The following is a 19,098-nucleotide window of genomic DNA, read 5'->3' on the forward strand; positions in this document are numbered from 1 at the left end:
GAAGCTCCCTCGTGCCACTGCGCGCTCGGGGGCAGGTGCGCACCATCGGCGGCGTGAGCGTGAGTTCGCCGTCGGCGGTGAGTCCTCCACGCTTCTCACACCTGCAGCGGTGGACCAGCCACCGCCGCCTCCATCGGGCAGAGAGTGACTGCTTCGGGACGGCACGCTGACCGCTCACGGGCGCCCGCTCGGAGCCATGAGCGGTCACGCATTGCCGTGACTGACAGGGCATGAGCGGGCGGTGACGTGGCGCGGGGTCCGGTTGTCCCCGGCTGCTGATCGAGGCAAGGCGGTCAGAGGCCCTACGATCGGTGTCGTGCTCGACGATGTCGCGGCAGAGCGATGGCGCGAGGAGCAGCGCGCTGTCTACAGCTCTGGGGACACCGAGCATCTGGCCCGTCAGCAGGAGTCGCTCGCATGGGCACTGGTCGACGCGGCAGGCCCCACCTCCGGCCAGAGCGTCCTCGACGTGGGTGCCGGGACCGGCAACGTAGCGATCGCAGCCGCGCGGCGTGGTGCCCGGGTGACCGCGGTCGACATCACCCCGCACCAGGTTCGGCAAGGCATCGAGCGCAGCGCCCTCGAGGGCCTCGAAATCGACTGGAAGGTCGCAGACGCCGAAGCCCTCCCCGTCCCGGATACGACCATGGACATGGTCCTCTCGAACTTCGGCGTCGTCTACGCCGCGCGGCCGAGCAGAGCGGCGGCCGAGATCACCCGCGTGCTGAAACCGATGGGCACCGCGCACTTCACGGCGTACCCGGCGGATTCCTTCAACGGCGAAGTTCTGCGGATCGTGCAACGCTACGTCTCCAGCGCCGACGCGGCGCCGACCGTTGACGAGTACGCGTGGTCCGACTCCCAAGCCCTTCGGCGCTGGTTCCCAGGGTGTTCCATCGGGATCACCGAGCACGTTCACTACGTCGACCCGCAACCGTCGGTGGATGCCTGGTGGGAGGCGATGCGTGGCGTACCGATCCTCGAGCGGCTGCGCGAAACCCTGAGCCAGCGAGACTTCCGGACCTTCCGCGAGAACGTCATCGCCTTGAGACTTCGCTTCGCCGACGTCGCGGCGGACGGCACGGTCACACCGTTCAACCGGTACGTGAACTGCCGTGTCGACCTGGGCCACGCCGAGCCATGAGACCGAGCGCCGCGCACCCGCGGGAGACGCCTGTCGTCACGTGACGGCCCTCTGCTCGGTCGCGTCCTCTCCCGCTCACGCGAAATCAGAGTCAGCGTCACAGGGGGGTGATTCCGGTGCGCTTCGGTGCGGGGCCAGCCCTGGGCCACTGAACTTGCAGGTTGCGCGAGGCTCGCACCGAGGGGCGCCGAGCAGGGCTGATCGGGCGCACGCTCAGCGGATGACAGTGCGGTAGAACCAGGTCAGCGGGTGACCGGGATCCTCCGCACAGGCGCCGGATCACTGGCCATCGGGACGTAGCGAGGCACGACAGTGCCCCAGATCCGAGACAGCAGGTGACGCAGCACCGGGGCACAGTGAGCTCCGACCCGTCCCGTGGCTGAGCACGCTCATCGGCTGAGCGGTCGGGCCCGAGTCCCGGGGGGAGGATGTGCCGCTTCGCGTCCACAGCGCCGGCCGTGCGCAGGTTCTCCACAGGCGTGTGCATGGCACCGTAGATCGAACTCTTGTTCGAATAGAGTGGCGCCATGCCCACGCCGTCCGACCTCGTCACCGCAGCCGGGCACCCGGCTGCGGTGGTGGCGGCGGTCCACGCGGCTCTGGACGAGCTGGGCGCGGTGGACGCGGGTACGGACGGTGTGACCGCGGCCGTGGTGGAGTGTGAGCGGGGGATCCGGCGTCTGGAGGCCCTGAAGCTGAGGCTGCTCGCGGCTGCCGACTCGGCACGGGTTGCGGAGTCGACCGGGCACTCCTCGACCGGTGCCTGGCTGGCCTCCCGGACCCGTGGTGGCCAGGCCCGGAGCGCGCGGGAGGTGCGGCTGGCCGCAGCCCTCGACGAGGGGCTGCCGGAGACCGCCCGGGCCCTGGGCGACGGGGCGCTCTCGAGCGAGCACGCCACCGTGATCGCGGACGCCGTGCGCACGCTGCCGGCGGGGACCACCCCCGCAGCCCGGGCAACGGTGGAGCAGTCGCTCGTACGGAAGGCGGAGCGCCTCGACCCGGTGCAGCTGAGCCGCGTGGCGCGTCGGGCCCTGGAAGCCGTCGAGCGCGACCGTGCGGCCGTCGATGCCCACGAGGACGGGCTCCTCCAGGACGAGGAGGAAGCCGCCCGTGCGCGGGCCCGGCTGACCCTTCACGACAACGGCGACGGCACCACGAGCGGCCACTCCACCGTGCCGAGCCTCGCCGCCGCCGTGCTCCGCAAGGTGCTCGACGCGATGACCGCCCCGCGCCGAACCGGGGCGGCCCGAGTCGCCGACCGCGACCCCGTCCACGCGCGCGGCATCGCCTTCGCCGAGGTTCTCGAGCACCTGCCGACCGATCGGCTGCACGGCAAGGTCGCGGCCACCGTCGTGGTGACGATCGACCTCGAAACTCTCCGCGGCCAGCTGCGCGCCGCCCGCCTCGACACCGGTGATCTGGTGTCGGCCGCCGAGGCACGCCGGCTGGCGTGCCAGGCCGGGCTCGTGCCCGCGGTCCTCGACGGCGCGAGCCTCCCTCTCGACCTCGGCCGCCAACAGCGACTGTTCGGCGAGGCCCAGCGGGTCGCCGGTGCCACCCGACACACCAGCTGCGCCGCCCACGGCTGCCAGACGCCGTACGCCTGGTGCGAGCTCCACCACCGACGGGCGTGGCACCGCGGGGGCCGTTCCGACCTCGCCGACATGGTCCCCCTCTGTGGCTACCACCACCGGCTGCTCCACCGAAGGCCCACCCAGGTCAGGCTGCGGACATAGGCCGCCGGGTCGCGCTCCGTGCGGAGACCACGTCCCACCCCGCGCGCAAGCCGGCGCGCGGCGACGGTTGGGCGCGCGGCGCACCGTTGCGCGCCACGGGCCGGCAGTTCATCATGGCGAGGACTTGGGTCGATCCTCGGGCGCCGGGAACGACCGTCGGCCCCGGCTGCGACGGACGGGGGTCGCGCATGTCGATGTTCCTGTTCCGGCTGGGCGGCCGGATCGCCCGGCACCGTGGCCTGGTGCTCGCCGCCTGGGGGCTGATCCTCTCCGGCCTCGTCGGTGGTGCCGCCATGCTCGGCACCCACTACGACGACACGTTCGTGATCCCCGGCACCCAGTCCCAGGAGGGGCAGGACGTGCTCGCCGAACGGTTCGGGATCACCGGCACCAGCGGCCAGGTCATGGTCCGCGCGAGGTCCGGCGCCATCACCGACAGCGCCGCCGCCCAGCAGGTCAAGGACGTCGCGAAGCGGATCGACGCCCTCCCCGGCGTGGCCGCCGGCGACCCCCTGACCGGCGACTACCCGCTGGTCTCCGCCGACAGCACCTCGACGATCATCCAGGTGCGGTTCACGTCTGACACCCCGTCGGACGGGTTGCTCGAGCAGGTCACCGACGCAGGAACGCCCGACCGCTCGAGCGGCCTGGAGACCTGGGTCGGCGGCGACGCCTACGGGGACACCTCCGAGCCCAGCCGGGTGCCCGAGCTGCTCGGTCTGCTGGTGTCGTACCTGATCCTGGCCGTCACCTTCAGCTCGCTGCTCGCCGCGGGGATGCCGATCTTCTCCTCGCTCATCGGTGTGGGGGTGACCCTGAGCTCGATCGTCCTGTTCACCTCGATCACCACGGTGTCGAGCAGCGCCCCGACGCTCGCCGAGATGCTCGGACTCGCGGTCGGCATCGACTACGCCCTGTTCATCCTGTCCCGCCACCGGCGCCACCTGGGCGAGGGGCACTCCCCCACCGAGTCGATGTCGCGCGCCCTGGCGACCGCGGGCAGCGCGGTCGTGTTCGCCGGGGCGACCGTGGTGATCGCCCTGACCGGCCTGACCATCGCCGGCATCCCGGTGCTGACCGTGATGGGACTCGCCGCGGCCGGCGCCGTGTCGATCGCCGTGCTGCTGGCGCTCACCCTGCTGCCGGCCGTCGCGCTGCTGCTGGGTGAGCGACTGCGCCCGAAGCCCCGTCGCGAGAAGCGGCTGCGTCGCCACCACTCCGGGCACGCCGAGACGCCGCCACGCGAGCCCGGCGCCGGCTTCGCCACGCGATGGGTCCGGATCGTCACCAAGGTCCCCCTGCTGACCGTCGCCGGCGTGCTGGTGATCCTCGGCATCGCGGCCATCCCGTTCGCCAGCCTCGACCTGGCGCTGCCCGACAACAGCACCGCACCCGCCGGCAGCCAGCAGCGACTGACGTACGACGCCATCACCCGCGAGTTCGGTGAGGGCTACAACGCTCCGCTATCGGTCTCCGCCGACATCATCACCAGCACCGACCCCGAGAAGACCGTCGACCAGATGGTGACGAAGGTGTCCGCGGTCCCCGACGTGGTGGACATCCTCCAGGCCACGCCCAACCAGGAGGCCGACACCGCCCTGGTCGCCCTGGTGCCGCGGGAGGGGCAGACCGCTCCGTCGACCAGCGAGCTGGTGCAGCAGCTGCGCGACCGCAGCCCGGGCTGGGAGGACGAGCTCGGGGTGAGCGAGATCCTGGTGGCCGGGACGACGGCGGTGAACATCGACGTCTCGCAACGGCTCGGCGACGCCCTGCTGCCGTTCGGCGCCCTCGTCATCGGCCTGTCGGTCGTGCTGCTGATGGTGGTGTTCCGGTCGGTGGCCGTCCCGATCAAGGCCACGCTGGGCTACCTGCTCTCGGTCGGGGCGGCGCTCGGCGCCGTCGTGGCCGGCTTCCAGTGGGGGTGGCTGGACGCGTTCGTGGGCCAGTCGGCCGCGCCCATCGTCAGCTTCCTCCCGATCTTCGTGATGGGCGTGCTGTTCGGCCTGGCGATGGACTACGAGATGTTCCTGGTCTCGGCGATGCGGGAGGAGTACGTCCAGACCGGTGACGCCCACGACGCGGTGATCCAGGGCTTCCGCGCCTCGTCGAGGGTGGTCACCGCCGCCGCCATGATCATGACCAGCGTCTTCATCGCGTTCATCCCGGACGGCTCCTCCACGATCAAGCCGATCGCCCTCGGCCTCGCCGTCGGCGTCGCGGTCGACGCCTTCATCGTCCGGATGACCCTCGTCCCGGCCGTGATGGTCCTCATGGGCCGCCACGCCTGGTGGCTGCCGCGCTGGCTCGACCGGGTGCTTCCGGAGGTGGACGTCGAAGGGGCGGCCCTCCACCGCAAGATCAACTACGACGACTGGGCGGCCACCGCCGGACCGACCGCCCTGCACGCTCGCGGGATCGTGCTGCCCGTCGGCGGCCCCGCGCTCGACGTCGACGCGGCCCCGGGTGAGGTCACGCGGGTCGACGTCCCCGTCGACGTGGACGAGCGGACCCTCGGCCATGTGCTGGTGGGCAGGACTCGCCACCGCGGCGGCGAGCTGGTCGTGGCCGGCCGGTTGCTGCCCGAGCAGCGCGAGGAGGTCAACCGGGTGGCGACCCTCGTCGAGCTCGGCCGTGACCAGCGCGACGAGGACGCCGTACGCCGCCACCTGAGCGCCACCGCCAGGGTGGCGAGTCCACGTCGACACAGCCGCCGCGAGCACGTCGACCGCACCCTCGCGCTCGTCGCCGAGCTGGACGACGCCCTCGGCTCGGCGTCCTCGCCGGCCCTCGGCCCCGCCGTGGTCGAGGCCGCACAGGCCCTGGCCCAGGGAGTGGAGGTCGTCGTGCTGACGGGGCTGGACGACCTGCTGCTGACCGACGACCGCGACCGGGCCGAGCGGCTCGCCGCGGCTCTCGCCGACCGCGGCCCGGCGGTCGTCCTGCTCGAGCGGGAGCCGCATCCTGCTCCCGCCCCACCGGATCCGTCCCCGCGGACGGAGAGGAAGGTGACCCATGGCTGACACGACCAGCCGCACCAGGGGCCGGCACTGGCCCACCACCCTCACCGTGACGGTGCTCTTGCCGCTCCTGGCCGCGTGGGTGCTGGTGTGGTCCACGGCCGGCCGGCAGGAAGCGCTCGACCGGGTCCCGGTCGCGATCGTCAACGACGACACGATCCTCACCGACCCGCAGCCGATGGCGGCCGGGCGGGCCCTCTCCGCCTCGCTGACCAGCCCCTCCTCCGGTAGCGAGCAGCTCGCCTGGACGCTCACCGACGCCGACGACGCCTCGGCCGGCCTGCGCGACGGGACCTACTACGCCGTCCTCACGATCCCGTCGGACTTCTCGGCGGCGATCGTCTCCACCGGATCCTCCTCGCCGACCAGCGGCCAGCTGACCTTGCAGAGCAACGCGGCCGCCAGCCAGACCGTTCCCTTCATCAGCAACGCGGTCGTCACCGCGGCCGCTGACGCGCTCGGCACCCAGGTGACCCAGTCCTACCTCGGGCAGGTGTACGACGGCTTCAACCAGCTCGCCAGTGCCAACCAGCAAGCCGCCCAGGGCGCCGACCAGCTCGCCGGTGGGACCGAGCAGCTCGCCGCCGGTGCCGGCGAGCTGGACTCCGGCGCCCAGGAGCTCGCCTCCAGCCTGGGCGAGGTGGCCAGCGGGGCCGCCGAGCTCGAGACCGGCACCGCGGGCGCCAGCGCCGGGGCGAGCGAGCTGCGGCAGGGTTCACGGGAGCTGGCGGGTGGCGTCGGGCGGCTCACCGCAGCCCAGGGCGGGATCGCCCGCGACGCCGGCCGGCTGGCGCGCAGCGCCGGCACGTACGCCGATCGGGCCCGGAGCACCGTCCGGCCGACGGCGTTGATCGCGCGGGGGTCCGCGCGGCTCGCGGTCGTGGCCGACCGGCTCCGCGAGCAGATGGGCGACCTCGTGAGTGTGTGCCGTGAGTCCGGCGCGAGGCCGCGCTTCTGCGCGAGGCTCCGCGTGGCCCGGGCGAGGTCGGTGGTCCTCGATGTGGGCGGCCAGATCCAGGCCCGCACCAGCGCCGGGGTCGCCGACGGCGCCAGGAAGCTGGCGAAGGGAGCCGAGGAGCTCGCCGCCGCCGACCGCGCACTGGCCACCGGGACCCGGGAGGTCGCCGACGCCGGGCGGAGGCTCGACCGCAGTGCCGACAGCCTCGCGGGAGGCGCGGCCGGGCTGGCCACCGCCGCGGCGGAGGTCGACACCGCCGCCGGGACGCTGGCCGGAGGCACGGCCGCCACCTCGGAGGCCGGCTCCTCGCTGGCCTCGGGCAGCGAGACCCTGAGCAGCAGCGCCGCCGAGACCGACCAGGGGGCCCAGAAGCTGCGTCAGGGGCTGGACAAGCAGGCCCGCAAGAGCCCGACGTACTCGAAGTCCCAGAAGAAGGCGCTGGAGGCGACGGTCAGCCAGCCGGTGCTGCTGAGCCACAGCACCCAGCACCAGCAGCACGACAACGGCTGGCTGCTCGGGGCCATCGTCGGCGTGATCCTCTGGCTCGCCGCCCTCGCCGGCGCCGCCCGCGCCGACGTGTCGGCCAGCCGGCGGTTCGCGCTGGCCCCCGTGTCGTCGCGCCGGATCGCGATGACCCAGCTGCTCCCCGTGCTCGGCCTGGCGGTGCTGCAGGGCCTGGCGGTGCTGCTGGCCCTGGCCCTGACCCGGGTCAGCGTGGAGTCTGCGGTGTCGCTGACGGTGTTCTCGCTGCTGGCCGCGGTGTGCTTCTCGGCGATCGGCTACGCGTTCCGGCTGGCCCTGGGCGCCGCGGGCGTGGCGCTGTTCGGCCTGTTCCTCCTGGTCCAGATCGCGGCCCTCGCCAACGTGCTCCCGCTGGAGACCGCACCCGGGGCGCTGCAGTCGCTCAACGGCCTGATGCCGCTCACGGTGTACGTCGACGGCGCCAACCGGCTGGTGTCCGGCGGCGAGGTCGGCTCGGTGGCCGGCGCCGTGGCGGTCATGGTGCTCTGGGGCGTCGTGGCGCTGATCAGCACCACGGTCGTCGTACGACGGCAGCGGATGCTGCCCGCGACGGCCTGAGCGCGACCCAGGGACCGGTGGCGCACCCGCCGGCTAGGAGCCGAGGGCGTCGACCAGGGTCTCCTGCAGGAGTCCCAGCCAGTGGTAGATGTCGTAGGCCTGGGAGCGCGGGTCGTCGTCGGGGAGCGAGAGCCAGTAGTCCTCGTCGCCCTCCTCGACGTCGAGCCGGGTCGCGAGCGCCAGCCGCAGGTCGGTGAAGGTGCGCGCCCACGTCTCCGCCGTGGCCTGGTCGATCTCCACGTCGATGACCAGCCCCTCCTCGGTGAGCTCGGTCGGGAGCCCGGCCTCCTCGAGGGTGTCGATGACGCTGGCGGCTCCTGCGGCCTTGCCGTCACGCAGCCCCGCCTCGGTGTAGCGCCGGAACTCGGCGGCCGCCTCGTCGTCGTCGTGGTACGCGGTGGGGAACAGGCGCGCCAGCACCGGGTCGTCCGGTTCGGTCGTGGGCCCGCTGAAGTCCATGAGCGACTCGAACGGGTCGGCGTCGTGCCGCGGCACGGCGGCCTCGTTGCGCAGCAGCTCGACGAGCTGGGAGGCGAGCGAGCGCAGCAGGTCGGCCTCGAAGCCGGTGAACGTCGCGATCACGTGGCCGCTGCGACGGTGTCGGGCGAATCCGCTCACGGGCTACTGCTTCTCCATGGTGGCCCACAGGCCGTACTCGTGCATGGCCTGCACGTCGCGCTCCATCTCCTCGCGGGTGCCGTGGCTGACCGCGGACTTGCCGTCGTTGTGCACCTCGAGCATCAGCGTCTCGGCCTTCTTCTTCTCGTAGCCGAAGTACTTCTGGAACACGTAGGTCACGTACGACATCAGGTTGACGGGGTCGTCCCACACGATCGTCGCCCAGGGCTTCTCGACCAGCGTGATCTCGTCGGGCGTCTGGGTCGGCTCGACCTCGACGGGACTGGCTGCAGACACCCGGTCATCGTCGCACAGCCCCGGGCGCCGTACCGGTGATGGCACAGTGTCCGGGTGACCGCGTCCACGGCCCTGCTCACCGACCACTACGAGCTCACGATGCTGCAGGCGGCGCTGGCCTCGGGCACCGCCCAGCGACGCTCGGTGTTCGAGCTCTTCCCGCGTCGGCTGCCCGAGGGTCGCCGGTACGGCGTGGTCGCCGGGGTCGGTCGGTTCCTCGACGCGTTCGAGGACTTCCGCTTCGACCATGAGGTGCTGGGCGTGCTGGACGAGAGTCGCGTGGTGGACGAGGCGACGCTGGCCTGGCTGGCCGACTACCGGTTCCACGGCGACATCTGGGGTTACGCCGAGGGCGAGGCCTACTTCCCGTACTCACCGCTCGTCGTCGTCGAGTCGACCTTCGCGGAGGCGGTGCTGCTGGAGACGCTGCTGCTGTCGGTCTACAACCACGACTCAGCCATCGCCTCCGCGGCGTCCCGCATGACGCTGGTCGCCGGCGACCGCCCCTGCATCGAGATGGGGTCCCGCCGCACCCACGAGCAGGCCGCGGTGGCGAGCGCCCGGGCTGCCTACGTCGCGGGGTTCGCCTCGTCGTCCAACCTGGCCGCACGCCATCGCCACGGCGTACCGACGGCGGGAACGTCGGCGCACTCGTTCACCCTGCTCCACGACACCGAGGCCGACGCGTTCCGCGCCCAGGTGGAGTCGTTGGGGGTCGGCACCACGCTGCTGGTCGACACCTACGACATCGCCGAGGCGGTCCGGCTCGGCGTCGAGGTGGCCGGGCCCGACCTCGGGGCGGTGCGCATCGACTCGGGCGACCTGGGCGTGCTGGCCCACCAGGTGCGCCGCCAGCTCGACTCGCTCGGGGCAGGCGCGACCCGGATCGTGGTCACCAGCGACCTCGACGAGCACGCCATCGGTGCCCTGGCGAACGCCCCTGTCGACGCGTACGGCGTCGGGACCGAGCTGGTCACCGGCAGCGGGCACCCGACGTGCGGGTTCGTCTACAAGCTCGTCGCGCGCGAGGGACCCGACGGCGAGCTGGTGTCGGTGGCGAAGCGGAGCAAGGACAAGATGTCCGTCGGCGGACGCAAGTTCGCGTTGCGCCGCCGCGCCCCCGACGGCACGGCCGAGGCCGAGGTTGTCGGGATCGGGGAGCTGCCGGTCGACGACGGGGACGACCGGGCCCTGCTGGTGCCGCTGGTGAGCGACGGCGAGGTCGTCGGACGGGAGCCGCTGGAGGCGGCACGGGAGCGGCACGCCGCCGCGAGGGCGGAGCTCCCCGTCACCATCCAGATGATGAGCAAGGGAGATCCGGTCCTCGAGACCGTGCACCTTCCGTAGCGCCGGCCCGACTCACACTCAGCGCAGGAGCGCGCAGACGTCGGTCTCGGTGCCGCGGTCGCGCACCAGCCGGCGGGGCTTCTGGCGGGGCAAGCGGACGACGTGCTCGCCGTCGAAGACGTAGTAGCCCTGGGGCAGCCCGACCGAGCCGGTCGGCCAGCCGAAGCCCACCGGGCCCAGCGCTTGGTAGCGGGAGAGGGACCCGTCGGGACGCTGCAGGGTGCGGGCGAAGCCGGACAGGTCGAGGTCGACGGTCCGCCCGCTGGTGCGACATGTCCAGGAGGTGGCGCCCCGATGAGCTGGTTCATGGAGGTGGACGGCCTGGTGCTGCCCCGCCAGGTCGCCGGTCACCCCGCGCTCGAGCTCGTCAACACCCGGGCGGGTTGGGGCGACACCTACGACCCGCGGAGACAGGACTACCTGCGCAGCCTCGACCACCTCGTGACCCGCGCGGCTGAACGACCTGATGGACGAGCCCACCGCGGCACGGCTGGTGCGCCGCGGGCACCGGGAGCCGCGTCAGGCCGACGCCGAGGTCGAGCGCGCCCGCGGGGTCCGGGGCGACCTCCACGACGTGCTCGCCGGTGACGCCGGCCGGGCCGCGACGTCCCGGGTGGCCACGGCGCTCTCCGAGGCGCGGGCCCGGCGACGCCTTCCTGGTGGCGGCGGGCCAGCTCCGGGTCGAGCGCCCCCGCATCGGTGCCTGCCCCGGCCGCGGCTGCGGGTGGCTCTTCGTCCACACCTCGGGGCGGCGGCGGTGGTGCCAGATGGCGGTGTGCGGCAACCGCGCCAAGCAGGCCGCCCACGCCCGCCGGGCCCGGTCATAGGGTCGGGGCATGGCCCTGCTCGACGTCGACCTGTTCTCCGAGTCGCTGCTGGTCGGTACCTCCCTCACGGTGACGCTGCCGCAGGCCACCACCGCCCAGGTCGGGGTGGAGCCGGTGCCGGTGCCCGCCGACGGGTGGCCGGTGCTGTACCTCCTCCACGGCCTCTCCGACGACCACTCCGCGTGGGTGCGCTACACGGCGATCGAGCGCTACGCCCGCGCCGCCGGGCTGGCCGTCGTGATGCCCGCTGCGGGCCGCAGCTTCTATGCCGACGAGGCGCACGGGCACGCGTACTGGACCTGGATCGCCGAGGAGCTGCCGCAGCGGGTGGCCGAGATGTTCCGGGTGTCCGGTCGTCCTGACGACACCTTCGTCGCCGGTCTCTCGATGGGTGGCTACGGCGCGCTCAAGCTGGGGCTGACCCACCCGCACCGGTACGCCGGTGTGGCCAGCATGTCCGCCCCGGTCGACGTCCACGTGCTGGAGCGGCCCGAGCGCAAGGAGCTGCTGCACCGCGTGTTCGACGGACGGATCCCACCCACGGCCGACCTGGAGGTCCTGCTCGACGGGGCCGGCGACGCCGTACCGCCTCTCTACCTCGGGTGCGGCACCGAGGACAAGCTGCTGCACGCCAACGAGCGGTTCGCGGCCCGCGTCGAGGACGCCGGCCTGGAGGTCACGACCGACTTCCGCCCGGGCGCCCACGAGTGGGGCCTGTGGGACGCGATGGTCCGCGACGTCATCGCCTGGCTTCCACTCCGCACTAGGGTGCGCGCATGAAGCGCGCGCTGATCGTGGTCGACGTCCAGAACGACTTCTGCGAGGGCGGGTCGATGGGAGTCCCGGGCGGGGCCCGGGTCGCGAGCGACATCGCCGAGGTGCTGCACCACTGGGCGGCCCGTGACTACGACGCGCCGGACTACGCCCACGTCGTCGCCACCAAGGACCACCACGTCGATCCCGGCGACCACTGGTCGTCCGAGCCCGATTTCCGGGACAGCTGGCCGGTCCACTGCAAGGTCGGCACGGAAGGCGAGGCGTTCCACCCGAACCTCGACCCGCAGCCCTTCGACGCGATCTTCCTCAAGGGCGAGCACGACGCGGCGTACTCCGGCTTCGAAGGGGTGACCGGGGGCGTCGCGCTCGCGGCCTGGCTGCGCGAGCGCGAGGTGACCGACGTCGACGTCTGCGGGATCGCGACCGACTACTGCGTACGTGACACCGCCCTCGACGCCGCCCGCGAGGGCTTCACGACGCGGGTGCTGCTCGACCTGTGCGCCGCCGTGGCGCCCGAGACCGGCGAGGCGGCGGTGCGCGAGATGGTGAAGGCCGGGATCAGGACCTGAGCGGTCTCAGTCGCCGGTGAAGCGAGGAGCCCGCTTCTCGGTGAACGCGCGCATCCCCTCCGCCACGTCGGACGTGCGCAGCAGCATCGTCTGGGTGGCGCGCTCGAGCTCCAGCGCCGACTCGACCTGGGCCAGGGCGGCGGCGTTGACCGCCCGCTTGGTGGCGGCCTGACCGAGCGAGGCCCCGCGCCTGACCACGTCGACGACAGCGGCGAGCTCGGCCTCGTAGCCGTCGTCGGGCACCACGTGCGACACCAGCCCGGCGTCGTGGGCCGCACGCGCGGAGAGCGGCTCGGCCAGCAACGCCATCCGCAGCGCCCGGGCTCTCCCGATGGACGCCGCCACCGTGGCCGTCGCGCCGCCGTCCGGCATCAGCCCGACCCGCGCGAAGGCCATCAGCAGCGATGCCGACTCGGTGCACACCGCGAGGTCGCAGGCGAGGGCGGCGGACAGCCCCACTCCCGCGGCGACCCCGTTGACCCCGGCGACGACCGGTGTGTCGCACCGCAGGATCGCGCGCACCAGGCGGTTGGCCGCGTCGAGCGCCCGGACGTCGAACCGCTCGTGGGCGCCCTCGTCGCCGATGTCGGCCCCCGCGCAGAACGCCGCACCGGTCCCGGTCAGCAGCACGACCCGGACGTCGTCGCGGGCACCGGCGCGCTCCAGCTGCGCCGCTGCCCCGATCGTCATCGCCTCGGTCAGCGCGTTGAAGGACTGCGGGCGGTCGAACCGCAGCGTCAGCACGCCGTCCTCCTCGGTCACCACCAGGCCGTCGGTCGTCATGGCCGCCAACCTAGACGGGCGAACTCCCCAAGAAACATTTGACAGTCGGGTCGGAGCGGTCACATACTCCCCAAGAGACATTGGAGGGTCAGATGGCGGATCACGGGGCCGAGGGGTCGGAGCAGTCCACGCGCAGCCTGCGGGCGATCGCGCACCCGGTGCGGCTGCAGATGCTGTCGCTGCTGACCGGGGCCGAGATGAGCGCGGCCGAGGTGGCCCGCGAGCTGGGCCTGACGCACGCCAACGCGTCGTACCACCTGCGGCTGCTGCAGGACGCGGGGTTGCTCGAGGTCGCCGGGGAGGAGCGGATCCGGGGCGGGGTCGCCAAGCGCTACCGCCACCGCTGGGACCAGCACACCCGCCGCGGGCGGACCAGCGACGAGGACCGGGAGGTCTACGCCCGTGCGATCGCGGAGGAGATGGTCCGCCGGATGCGGCTCACGGATCCCGACCGGCCCGGGCACTCCACGGACGCCGAGCTGTGGGTCACGCCCGAGGACTTCGAGGCCGTCCGCGACGCGCTGGGCGAGGCCTCCTCGATCCTCCACGGCCGGGCCCGACCGCCACGCACCGAGGGGACCATCCGGGTCGGCCTGACCACGGCGCTGTTCCAGATGCGCGCAGAAGCAGAAGAAGAGGAACACCGGTGACCTGGGGCGAGTCGCTCGCACCGATGGCCGACCGCCGGTTCCGCTGGTTCTTCGCGTCGCGTGCCGTCAACATCCTGGGGACCACCATGGCCCCCGTCGCCCTGGCCTTCGCGGTGCTCGCCATCGAGGACAGCCCGGCGGCCCTCGGGCAGGTGCTCGCGGCGCGGAGCATCCCGATGGTGCTGTTCCTGCTGGCGGGCGGCGTGGTCGCCGACCGGTTCGGGCGCCGGCTGGTCATCCAGGTCGCCAACGCGGTCTGCGTGGTGACACAGGGGCTGGCGGCCGGGCTGGTGATCTCCGGGCACGCCGAGCTCTGGCAGCTCGTCGTGATCGAGGCGGTCAACGGGACCGCGGCGGCGGCGTCCTTCCCCGCGATGCAGGCGATGGTCCCGCAGCTGGTCCCCCGCGAACAGCTGCAGCCGGCCAACGCGCTGCTCTCGATGGTTCGCGGCACCCTGTTCGCCGTCGGCCCGACCGCGGCCGCGGTGCTGGTCGTCACCGTCGGGCCGGGCTGGGCCCTGGCCGTGGACGCCGCGACCTGGCTGGTCGCCCTCCTGCTCCTGCTGCCCGTCCACGTTCCCGCGCCCGTCGCCGCCGCTGGTGCGAGCGTCGTGGGCGACCTGCGCGCCGGCTGGCACTACTTCCGGACCACCACCTGGCTGTGGGTCGTCGTGCTGGGCTTCGGCGTGATCAACGCGATCCTCGCGGGTGCCGTGCAGACCCTGGGCCCGCCGGTCGCGAAGGACACCATCGGCATCCCGGGGTGGGGCTACGCGCTCTCGGCGATGGCCGTGGGTCTGGTGATCGCCAGCGTGGTGATGCTGCGACTGTCGCTGCGTCGCCCCCTCCGGGCCGGCATGCTCGGCTGCCTGTTCTACGCGGTGCCGTTGCTGATGCTCGGCCTGGACCCGCAGCTGCTCCCGTTGCTGGTCGCAATGTTCCTGGCTGGTGCCGGGCTCGAGGTGTTCGCCATCGGCTGGAACCTCGCGATGCAGGAGAACGTCCCCGACGAGATGCTCTCGCGCGCCTACTCCTACGACGCCCTCGGCTCGCTGGTCGCGATACCTCTCGGCCAGCTCTGCTACGGCCCGCTGGGCGAGTGGTTCGGCAACCGCCCGATGCTCGTCGCCAGCTCGGTCCTGTACGTCGTCGTCTGCCTGGCCGTGCTGGCCTCGCCGTCGGTCCGCAGCCTCGAACGCAGCCCGACCCCGCGGCAACCGCCGATCGACGTCACCGGGTGACTCGTCGTACCCGACACCTGCGTCGTCTCCCGGGCCCGGACAGGACACGGATGTCAGGTGCGAGCACTCAGCGGTCGCACCACTTCCCGGCGATGGCGCGGATCACGGTGATGTTGCGGTTGGTCGCGACGCCGAGCGCCTTCTCGACCGCGGAGTTCTCGAGCGAGGCCTCCCGGTAGTTCTCATGCAGCAGCAGGTGCACCGCGCGGTCGCGGACCACCGCCCGCTCGCCGTTCGCGCCCGCGGCCTCGATGGTGCGCGTGCCCTCGGACGTCGGGGCCTCCTTGAGCAGCGAGACGTAGTGGCGTCCGTCGTGCTGCAGGTCGTCGGCATCGTCGGCGATCGCCCGGATCTCGGCAGGCGTGAAGACGACGGTCGGCACCGCGAAGCCGCGGTCGGCCTCGAACGCCTGCTCCAACGCGGCCTCGATCCTCGCCCGCGACCGCATCGAGGTGGTGAGCCGGACGTTGCCGGTGTTGATGTGGGTCGCGACGTCGTCGAAGCCGGCCCCCTCCGCGGCGGCGACGATGTCGGCCTTGGGGAACTTGCGCGTCGGGCCGAGGTTGATGGCCCGCAGGAACGCGACGTACGTCGGCATGCCCACCATGGTGCCCGACCCCGCGACCCCCGGGGCCCGGTCGTCGCCCCGGCCCGCCCGTCTAGGGTGAGTGACCATGACGTCTCGGACCCCCCTGTCCCTGCTGCTGGCCGCCCTCCTGGCCCTGACCGTCGCCGGCTGCGCCAAGGACACCTCGACCACGACCACCGAGTCCGGGCTCAAGCTCGTCGAGGAGGGCACCCTCACCATCTGCACGCACCTGCCCTACGAGCCGTTCGAGTTCACCGAGGGCGGAGAGGTCGTCGGGTTCGACGTCGACGTCCTCGAGATCGCGGCCGAGTCCGAGGGACTCGACACGAGCGTCGTCGACATCGGGTGGGAGACCATCGTCTCCGGAGAGGCGCTCAACACCGGGGAGTGCGACGTGGCCGCGGGCGCCATGACGATCACCCCCGAGCGCGAGGCCGTCATGGACTTCAGCGATCCCTACTTCGAGGCCACCCAGGCCCTGATGACGCAGACCGGGTCCGGCATCAGCAGCCTCGAGGACCTGGCGGGCAAGACCATCGCCGTCCAGGACGCCACCACGGGCGCCGACTACGTGAAGGAGAACGCCCCGGACGACGCCAAGGTCGTCTCGTTCGAGGACTCCGCGTTGATGCAGCAGGCCGTGAAGACCGGCCGCGCCGACGCCGGCGTCAACGACAACGGCCTGCTCGACTACTTCGTGAGCCAGAACCCCGACGTCGAGGTCACCAACGAGTTCAAGACCGGTGAGGAGTACGGCTTCTCGGTCAAGAAGGGTGACAACGACGCGCTGCTCCGCGTGATCAACGACGCCATCGGGAGCGACGCCTACGACGAGGCGGCCGCCACGTGGTTCGAGGGGAGCGACGGCTGATCGCCGGCAGGCACGCCGACACGACGACGACGGGCTGAGTCATGGCGAGTCCCCGGCAGCGTGCTGCCCGCTGGCGCTACGTCCAGTACGCCGTCCTCGTCGCGGTCGTGCTGGGCATCGGGTTCGTCGCGGACTGGTCCGAGCTCCGGCGGGCGTTCTTCGACTGGGACCTGGTCGAGGAGCAGTTCCCCGACGTCATCACGATCGCGCTCAAGAACACGATCGTCTACACCGCGTGCGGCTTCACCTTCGGGCTGGCCCTGGGCCTGGTCCTGGCGCTGATGCGGCTCTCGAGCGTCGGCCCGTACCGCTGGATCGCCACCGCCGTCATCGAGCTGTTCCGGGGTCTCCCGGCACTGGTGGTGTTCATCGCGCTGGGTGTCGGCTTCTCGCTGGCCTTCCCCGACCGGGAGATCCCCTTCGGCAACCTCGGCATCGTGACGCTGGCACTCGGCCTCGTCGGCGGCGCCTACATGGCCGAGACCATCCGGGCAGGCATCCAGGCCGTGCCCAAGGGCCAGACGGAGGCGGCGCGCTCGCTGGGCATGTCCCACACCCGGGCGATGGTCTCGATCGTGATCCCGCAGGCGTTCCGGATCATCCTCCCGCCGCTGACCAACGAGCTGATCCTGCTGACCAAGGACTCCTCGCTCGTCTACATCCTGGGTCTCGCGCTGGAGGACTACGAGCTCACGAAGTTCGGCCGGGAGGGCATGAACACCGCGGCGAACCTCACGCCGATCATCGTGATCGGTCTGTGCTACCTGCTGATCACGGTGCCGTTGTCGGTCGTCGTACGCCGGATGGAAGCGCGAGCGGAGAGGGCCCGCTGATGACCGAACCGCAGCTCGACCGCGACGCCCCGGCGATCCACGTCGCGGACCTGCACAAGTCCTTCGGCGACCACGAGGTGCTCCGGGGCATCGACGTCGACGTCGCCAACGGCCAGGTCGTGTGCGTCGTGGGCCCGTCGGGTTCGGGCAAGTCCACGCTGCTGCGGTGCGTCAACCTGCTCGAGCAGCCGACGTCCGGCAAGATCTTCGTCGAGGGCATCGAGATCACCGACCCCGACGTCGATGTCGACCGGGTCCGCAGCCGGATCGGCATGGTCTTCCAGCAGTTCAACCTGTTCCCCCACCTGTCGGTGCTCCGCAACCTGACCATCGCCCAGCGCCGCGTCAAGGGCCGCAGCAAGGACGAGGCCGCCGAGGTCGCGCGCGGAAACCTCGCGAAGGTCGGCCTCGCCGACCGGGAGGACGCCTATCCGGCCCATCTCTCCGGGGGCCAGCAGCAGCGGGTCGCCATCGCCCGCGCGCTGTCGATGGACCCCGACATGATGCTGTTCGACGAGCCCACCAGCGCGCTCGACCCGGAGCTGGTCGGCGACGTGCTCGCCGTGATGAAGGCGCTGGCCGCCGAGGGGATGACGATGATGGTCGTCACCCACGAGATGGGCTTCGCGCGTGAGGTCGGCAACAAGCTGGTCTTCATGGACGACGGGTTCATCGTCGAGGAGGGCGAGCCCCGGACGGTCCTCGACGACCCCCAGCACGAGCGCACGCGCACGTTCCTGTCCAAGGTGCTCTGAACGCGCCGAGCCTGCGCCGACCCCGCGCACCGGCGACGTACGGTGCGGTCATGCCGTGCGACTACTGCGGGAAAGAGTTCGACCCGATCGCCACCCGGTGGCTGTGCCCGCACTGCCACATGAAGGCCAACTGCTGCGACGGCGCGCCGCTCTGAAGCCTGCGCAAACGCCTTCGGTGACGCCGCGCGGCACGTAGCCTGCGCGCATGTCGACGCCCCAGCCGGGTTGGTACCCGGACCCTTCCCCCACGGCCTCGCACACCTCTCTGCGTTGGTGGGACGGAACGCAGTGGACCCCTCACGCCCGCCCGGGCGGTGCGCCGCCCGCCGAGTTGCCGGTGGAGCACGGCCCCACCACGCCCGACGGCCAGCCGCTCTCGGGTTGGTGGTGGCGGGTCCTCGCCGTCGTCGTGGACTCGCTCGTGATCTGGATCGTGAACGTCATCGCGACCCTGCCGGTCCAGCTCGAGGTGCAGCGCGAGCAGCAGGCCTACCAGCTCGACCTGCAGGAGCGGGTCGCTCGCGGCGAGCAGATCAGGTTCAGCGACTTCTGGGGGCCGATGGGCGAGCAGTACGCCGACCACGTGCTGGCGCTCGTCGTGTTCCCGATCGTGCTCCTCGTCTGCTACCACGCGGGAATGCTGCGGTGGCGAGGTGCGACGCTGGGCAAGCTGCTCTGCCGTCTGCGGGTCCGGCCACGGTCCGCCGACGGTCGGCTGTCCTGGGACACGATCGGCCTGCGGCTCGGGGTCCAGTTCGGCCCCGGCTTCGTCGCGTTGGTGCTGCTGGTCGCCACCGGCTCGTTCACCTGGTTCCTGCTCGTGCAGGTGTTCGCCCTCCTGTTCTACGCCGTCGACTCCCTCACCGCGCTCGGAGAGCGGCGGCAGACCATCCACGACCGCGCCGCGGGAACCGTGGTGGTCCGCATGCGCTGATCGCTGCCCACGCCGGGGCGCGCCCCGGCTGGGTCGCCGGTCGGGGGGAAGCACCGGCGGCCCAGCGGTCGG

19 protein-coding genes and 1 pseudogene are annotated in these 19,098 nt (G+C 72.2%); 15 read left to right on the top strand and 5 right to left on the bottom strand.

Annotation, left to right across the window (positions count from 1 at the left end; translation table 11 throughout):
• The first annotated feature begins 316 nt into the window (after positions 1 to 316).
• The 4 genes from ACQ1X7_RS05060 (at position 317) to ACQ1X7_RS05075 (ending at position 7,935) form a co-directional block, all read left to right on the top strand.
• Complete coding sequence (locus tag ACQ1X7_RS05060; RefSeq protein ID WP_432477075.1) at positions 317 to 1,144, top strand: class I SAM-dependent methyltransferase; 828 nt, start codon at positions 317 to 319, stop codon at positions 1,142 to 1,144.
• A 527-nt stretch (positions 1,145 to 1,671) separates the two neighbouring features.
• Positions 1,672 to 2,880, top strand: a complete 1,209-nt coding sequence (locus ACQ1X7_RS05065) for a DUF222 domain-containing protein (protein WP_432477076.1) — start codon at positions 1,672 to 1,674, stop codon at positions 2,878 to 2,880.
• A gap of 188 nt (positions 2,881 to 3,068) precedes the next feature.
• Positions 3,069 to 5,900, top strand: a complete 2,832-nt coding sequence (locus ACQ1X7_RS05070) for an MMPL family transporter (protein WP_432477077.1) — start codon at positions 3,069 to 3,071, stop codon at positions 5,898 to 5,900.
• Entirely contained in the window at positions 5,893 to 7,935 is a 2,043-nt protein-coding gene (locus ACQ1X7_RS05075; RefSeq protein ID WP_432477078.1) for a YhgE/Pip family protein, read from the top strand. Before ACQ1X7_RS05070 ends, ACQ1X7_RS05075 begins: the two co-directional genes overlap by 8 nt.
• A 33-nt stretch (positions 7,936 to 7,968) precedes the next feature.
• Here ACQ1X7_RS05075 and ACQ1X7_RS05080 read toward each other — a convergent pair whose 3' ends face one another.
• Positions 7,969 to 8,553 carry a DUF2017 domain-containing protein gene (locus ACQ1X7_RS05080; RefSeq protein ID WP_432477079.1) on the bottom strand — a complete coding sequence of 195 codons (585 nt, stop codon included), beginning with the start codon at positions 8,551 to 8,553 and terminating at the stop codon, positions 7,969 to 7,971.
• A 3-nt stretch (positions 8,554 to 8,556) separates the two neighbouring features.
• On the bottom strand, positions 8,557 to 8,850 hold the full coding sequence (gene clpS, locus ACQ1X7_RS05085) for an ATP-dependent Clp protease adapter ClpS (protein WP_432477080.1): 294 nt from the start codon (positions 8,848 to 8,850) through the stop codon (positions 8,557 to 8,559).
• Positions 8,851 to 8,904: 54 nt separating this feature from the next.
• Here clpS and ACQ1X7_RS05090 point away from each other — a divergent pair, with 54 nt between their 5' ends.
• A complete protein-coding gene (locus tag ACQ1X7_RS05090) occupies positions 8,905 to 10,197 on the top strand; it encodes a nicotinate phosphoribosyltransferase (protein WP_432477081.1) in 1,293 nt (430 codons plus the stop codon).
• Between the two features lie 18 nt (positions 10,198 to 10,215).
• Here ACQ1X7_RS05090 and ACQ1X7_RS05095 read toward each other — a convergent pair whose 3' ends face one another.
• Positions 10,216 to 10,548, bottom strand: a complete 333-nt coding sequence (locus tag ACQ1X7_RS05095) for a hypothetical protein (protein WP_432477082.1) — start codon at positions 10,546 to 10,548, stop codon at positions 10,216 to 10,218.
• Between the two features lie 308 nt (positions 10,549 to 10,856).
• On the opposite strand from ACQ1X7_RS05095, the gene ACQ1X7_RS05100 reads away from it, so the two are divergent.
• Genes ACQ1X7_RS05100 through ACQ1X7_RS05110 form a run of 3 tightly spaced genes read left to right on the top strand, consistent with a single transcriptional unit; the run spans position 10,857 to position 12,370 of the window.
• A complete protein-coding gene (locus ACQ1X7_RS05100; protein ID WP_432477083.1) occupies positions 10,857 to 11,024 on the top strand; it encodes a CGNR zinc finger domain-containing protein in 168 nt (55 codons plus the stop codon).
• Positions 11,025 to 11,033: 9 nt separating this feature from the next.
• On the top strand, positions 11,034 to 11,804 hold the full coding sequence (locus ACQ1X7_RS05105) for an alpha/beta hydrolase (RefSeq protein ID WP_432477084.1): 771 nt from the start codon (positions 11,034 to 11,036) through the stop codon (positions 11,802 to 11,804).
• Entirely contained in the window at positions 11,801 to 12,370 is a 570-nt protein-coding gene (locus ACQ1X7_RS05110; RefSeq protein WP_432477085.1) for an isochorismatase family protein, read from the top strand. Before ACQ1X7_RS05105 ends, ACQ1X7_RS05110 begins: the two co-directional genes overlap by 4 nt.
• 6 nt (positions 12,371 to 12,376) lie before the next feature.
• Here ACQ1X7_RS05110 and ACQ1X7_RS05115 read toward each other — a convergent pair whose 3' ends face one another.
• A complete protein-coding gene (locus ACQ1X7_RS05115; RefSeq protein ID WP_432477086.1) occupies positions 12,377 to 13,153 on the bottom strand; it encodes an enoyl-CoA hydratase-related protein in 777 nt (258 codons plus the stop codon).
• A 92-nt stretch (positions 13,154 to 13,245) separates the two neighbouring features.
• On the opposite strand from ACQ1X7_RS05115, the gene ACQ1X7_RS05120 reads away from it, so the two are divergent.
• Positions 13,246 to 13,803: an ArsR/SmtB family transcription factor gene (locus ACQ1X7_RS05120; RefSeq protein WP_432477087.1), complete on the top strand. Its 558-nt coding sequence runs from the start codon at positions 13,246 to 13,248 to the stop codon at positions 13,801 to 13,803.
• Positions 13,800 to 15,044 carry an MFS transporter gene (locus tag ACQ1X7_RS05125; protein ID WP_432477088.1) on the top strand — a complete coding sequence of 415 codons (1,245 nt, stop codon included), beginning with the start codon at positions 13,800 to 13,802 and terminating at the stop codon, positions 15,042 to 15,044. The genes ACQ1X7_RS05120 and ACQ1X7_RS05125 overlap by 4 nt, the downstream gene beginning before the upstream one ends.
• Positions 15,045 to 15,111: 67 nt before the next feature.
• Here the strand turns inward: ACQ1X7_RS05125 and ACQ1X7_RS05130 are convergent, their stop codons facing one another.
• On the bottom strand, positions 15,112 to 15,642 hold the full coding sequence (locus ACQ1X7_RS05130) for a DUF1697 domain-containing protein (protein ID WP_432477089.1): 531 nt from the start codon (positions 15,640 to 15,642) through the stop codon (positions 15,112 to 15,114).
• A gap of 76 nt (positions 15,643 to 15,718) precedes the next feature.
• On the opposite strand from ACQ1X7_RS05130, the gene ACQ1X7_RS05135 reads away from it, so the two are divergent.
• The 5 genes and pseudogenes from ACQ1X7_RS05135 (at position 15,719) to ACQ1X7_RS05155 (ending at position 19,026) form a co-directional block, all read left to right on the top strand.
• Positions 15,719 to 16,504, top strand: a complete 786-nt coding sequence (locus ACQ1X7_RS05135) for a transporter substrate-binding domain-containing protein (RefSeq protein WP_432477090.1) — start codon at positions 15,719 to 15,721, stop codon at positions 16,502 to 16,504.
• Positions 16,505 to 16,545: 41 nt separating this feature from the next.
• Positions 16,546 to 17,337, top strand: coding sequence for an amino acid ABC transporter permease (locus ACQ1X7_RS05140; RefSeq protein WP_432477091.1), 792 nt, complete (start codon positions 16,546 to 16,548; stop codon positions 17,335 to 17,337).
• Entirely contained in the window at positions 17,337 to 18,092 is a 756-nt protein-coding gene (locus ACQ1X7_RS05145; protein WP_432477092.1) for an amino acid ABC transporter ATP-binding protein, read from the top strand. Before ACQ1X7_RS05140 ends, ACQ1X7_RS05145 begins: the two co-directional genes overlap by 1 nt.
• Positions 18,093 to 18,297: 205 nt before the next feature.
• Positions 18,298 to 18,408 (top strand): annotated as a pseudogene (locus ACQ1X7_RS05150) (DUF2510 domain-containing protein); the annotation flags it as partial.
• Positions 18,409 to 18,429: 21 nt separating this feature from the next.
• Positions 18,430 to 19,026 carry an RDD family protein gene (locus tag ACQ1X7_RS05155; protein WP_432477743.1) on the top strand — a complete coding sequence of 199 codons (597 nt, stop codon included), beginning with the start codon at positions 18,430 to 18,432 and terminating at the stop codon, positions 19,024 to 19,026.
• Positions 19,027 to 19,098 lie beyond the last annotated feature (72 nt).

It is taken from the genome of Nocardioides sp. GXQ0305, assembly GCF_050880345.1.
Classification (GTDB): Bacteria; Actinomycetota; Actinomycetes; order Propionibacteriales; family Nocardioidaceae; genus Nocardioides.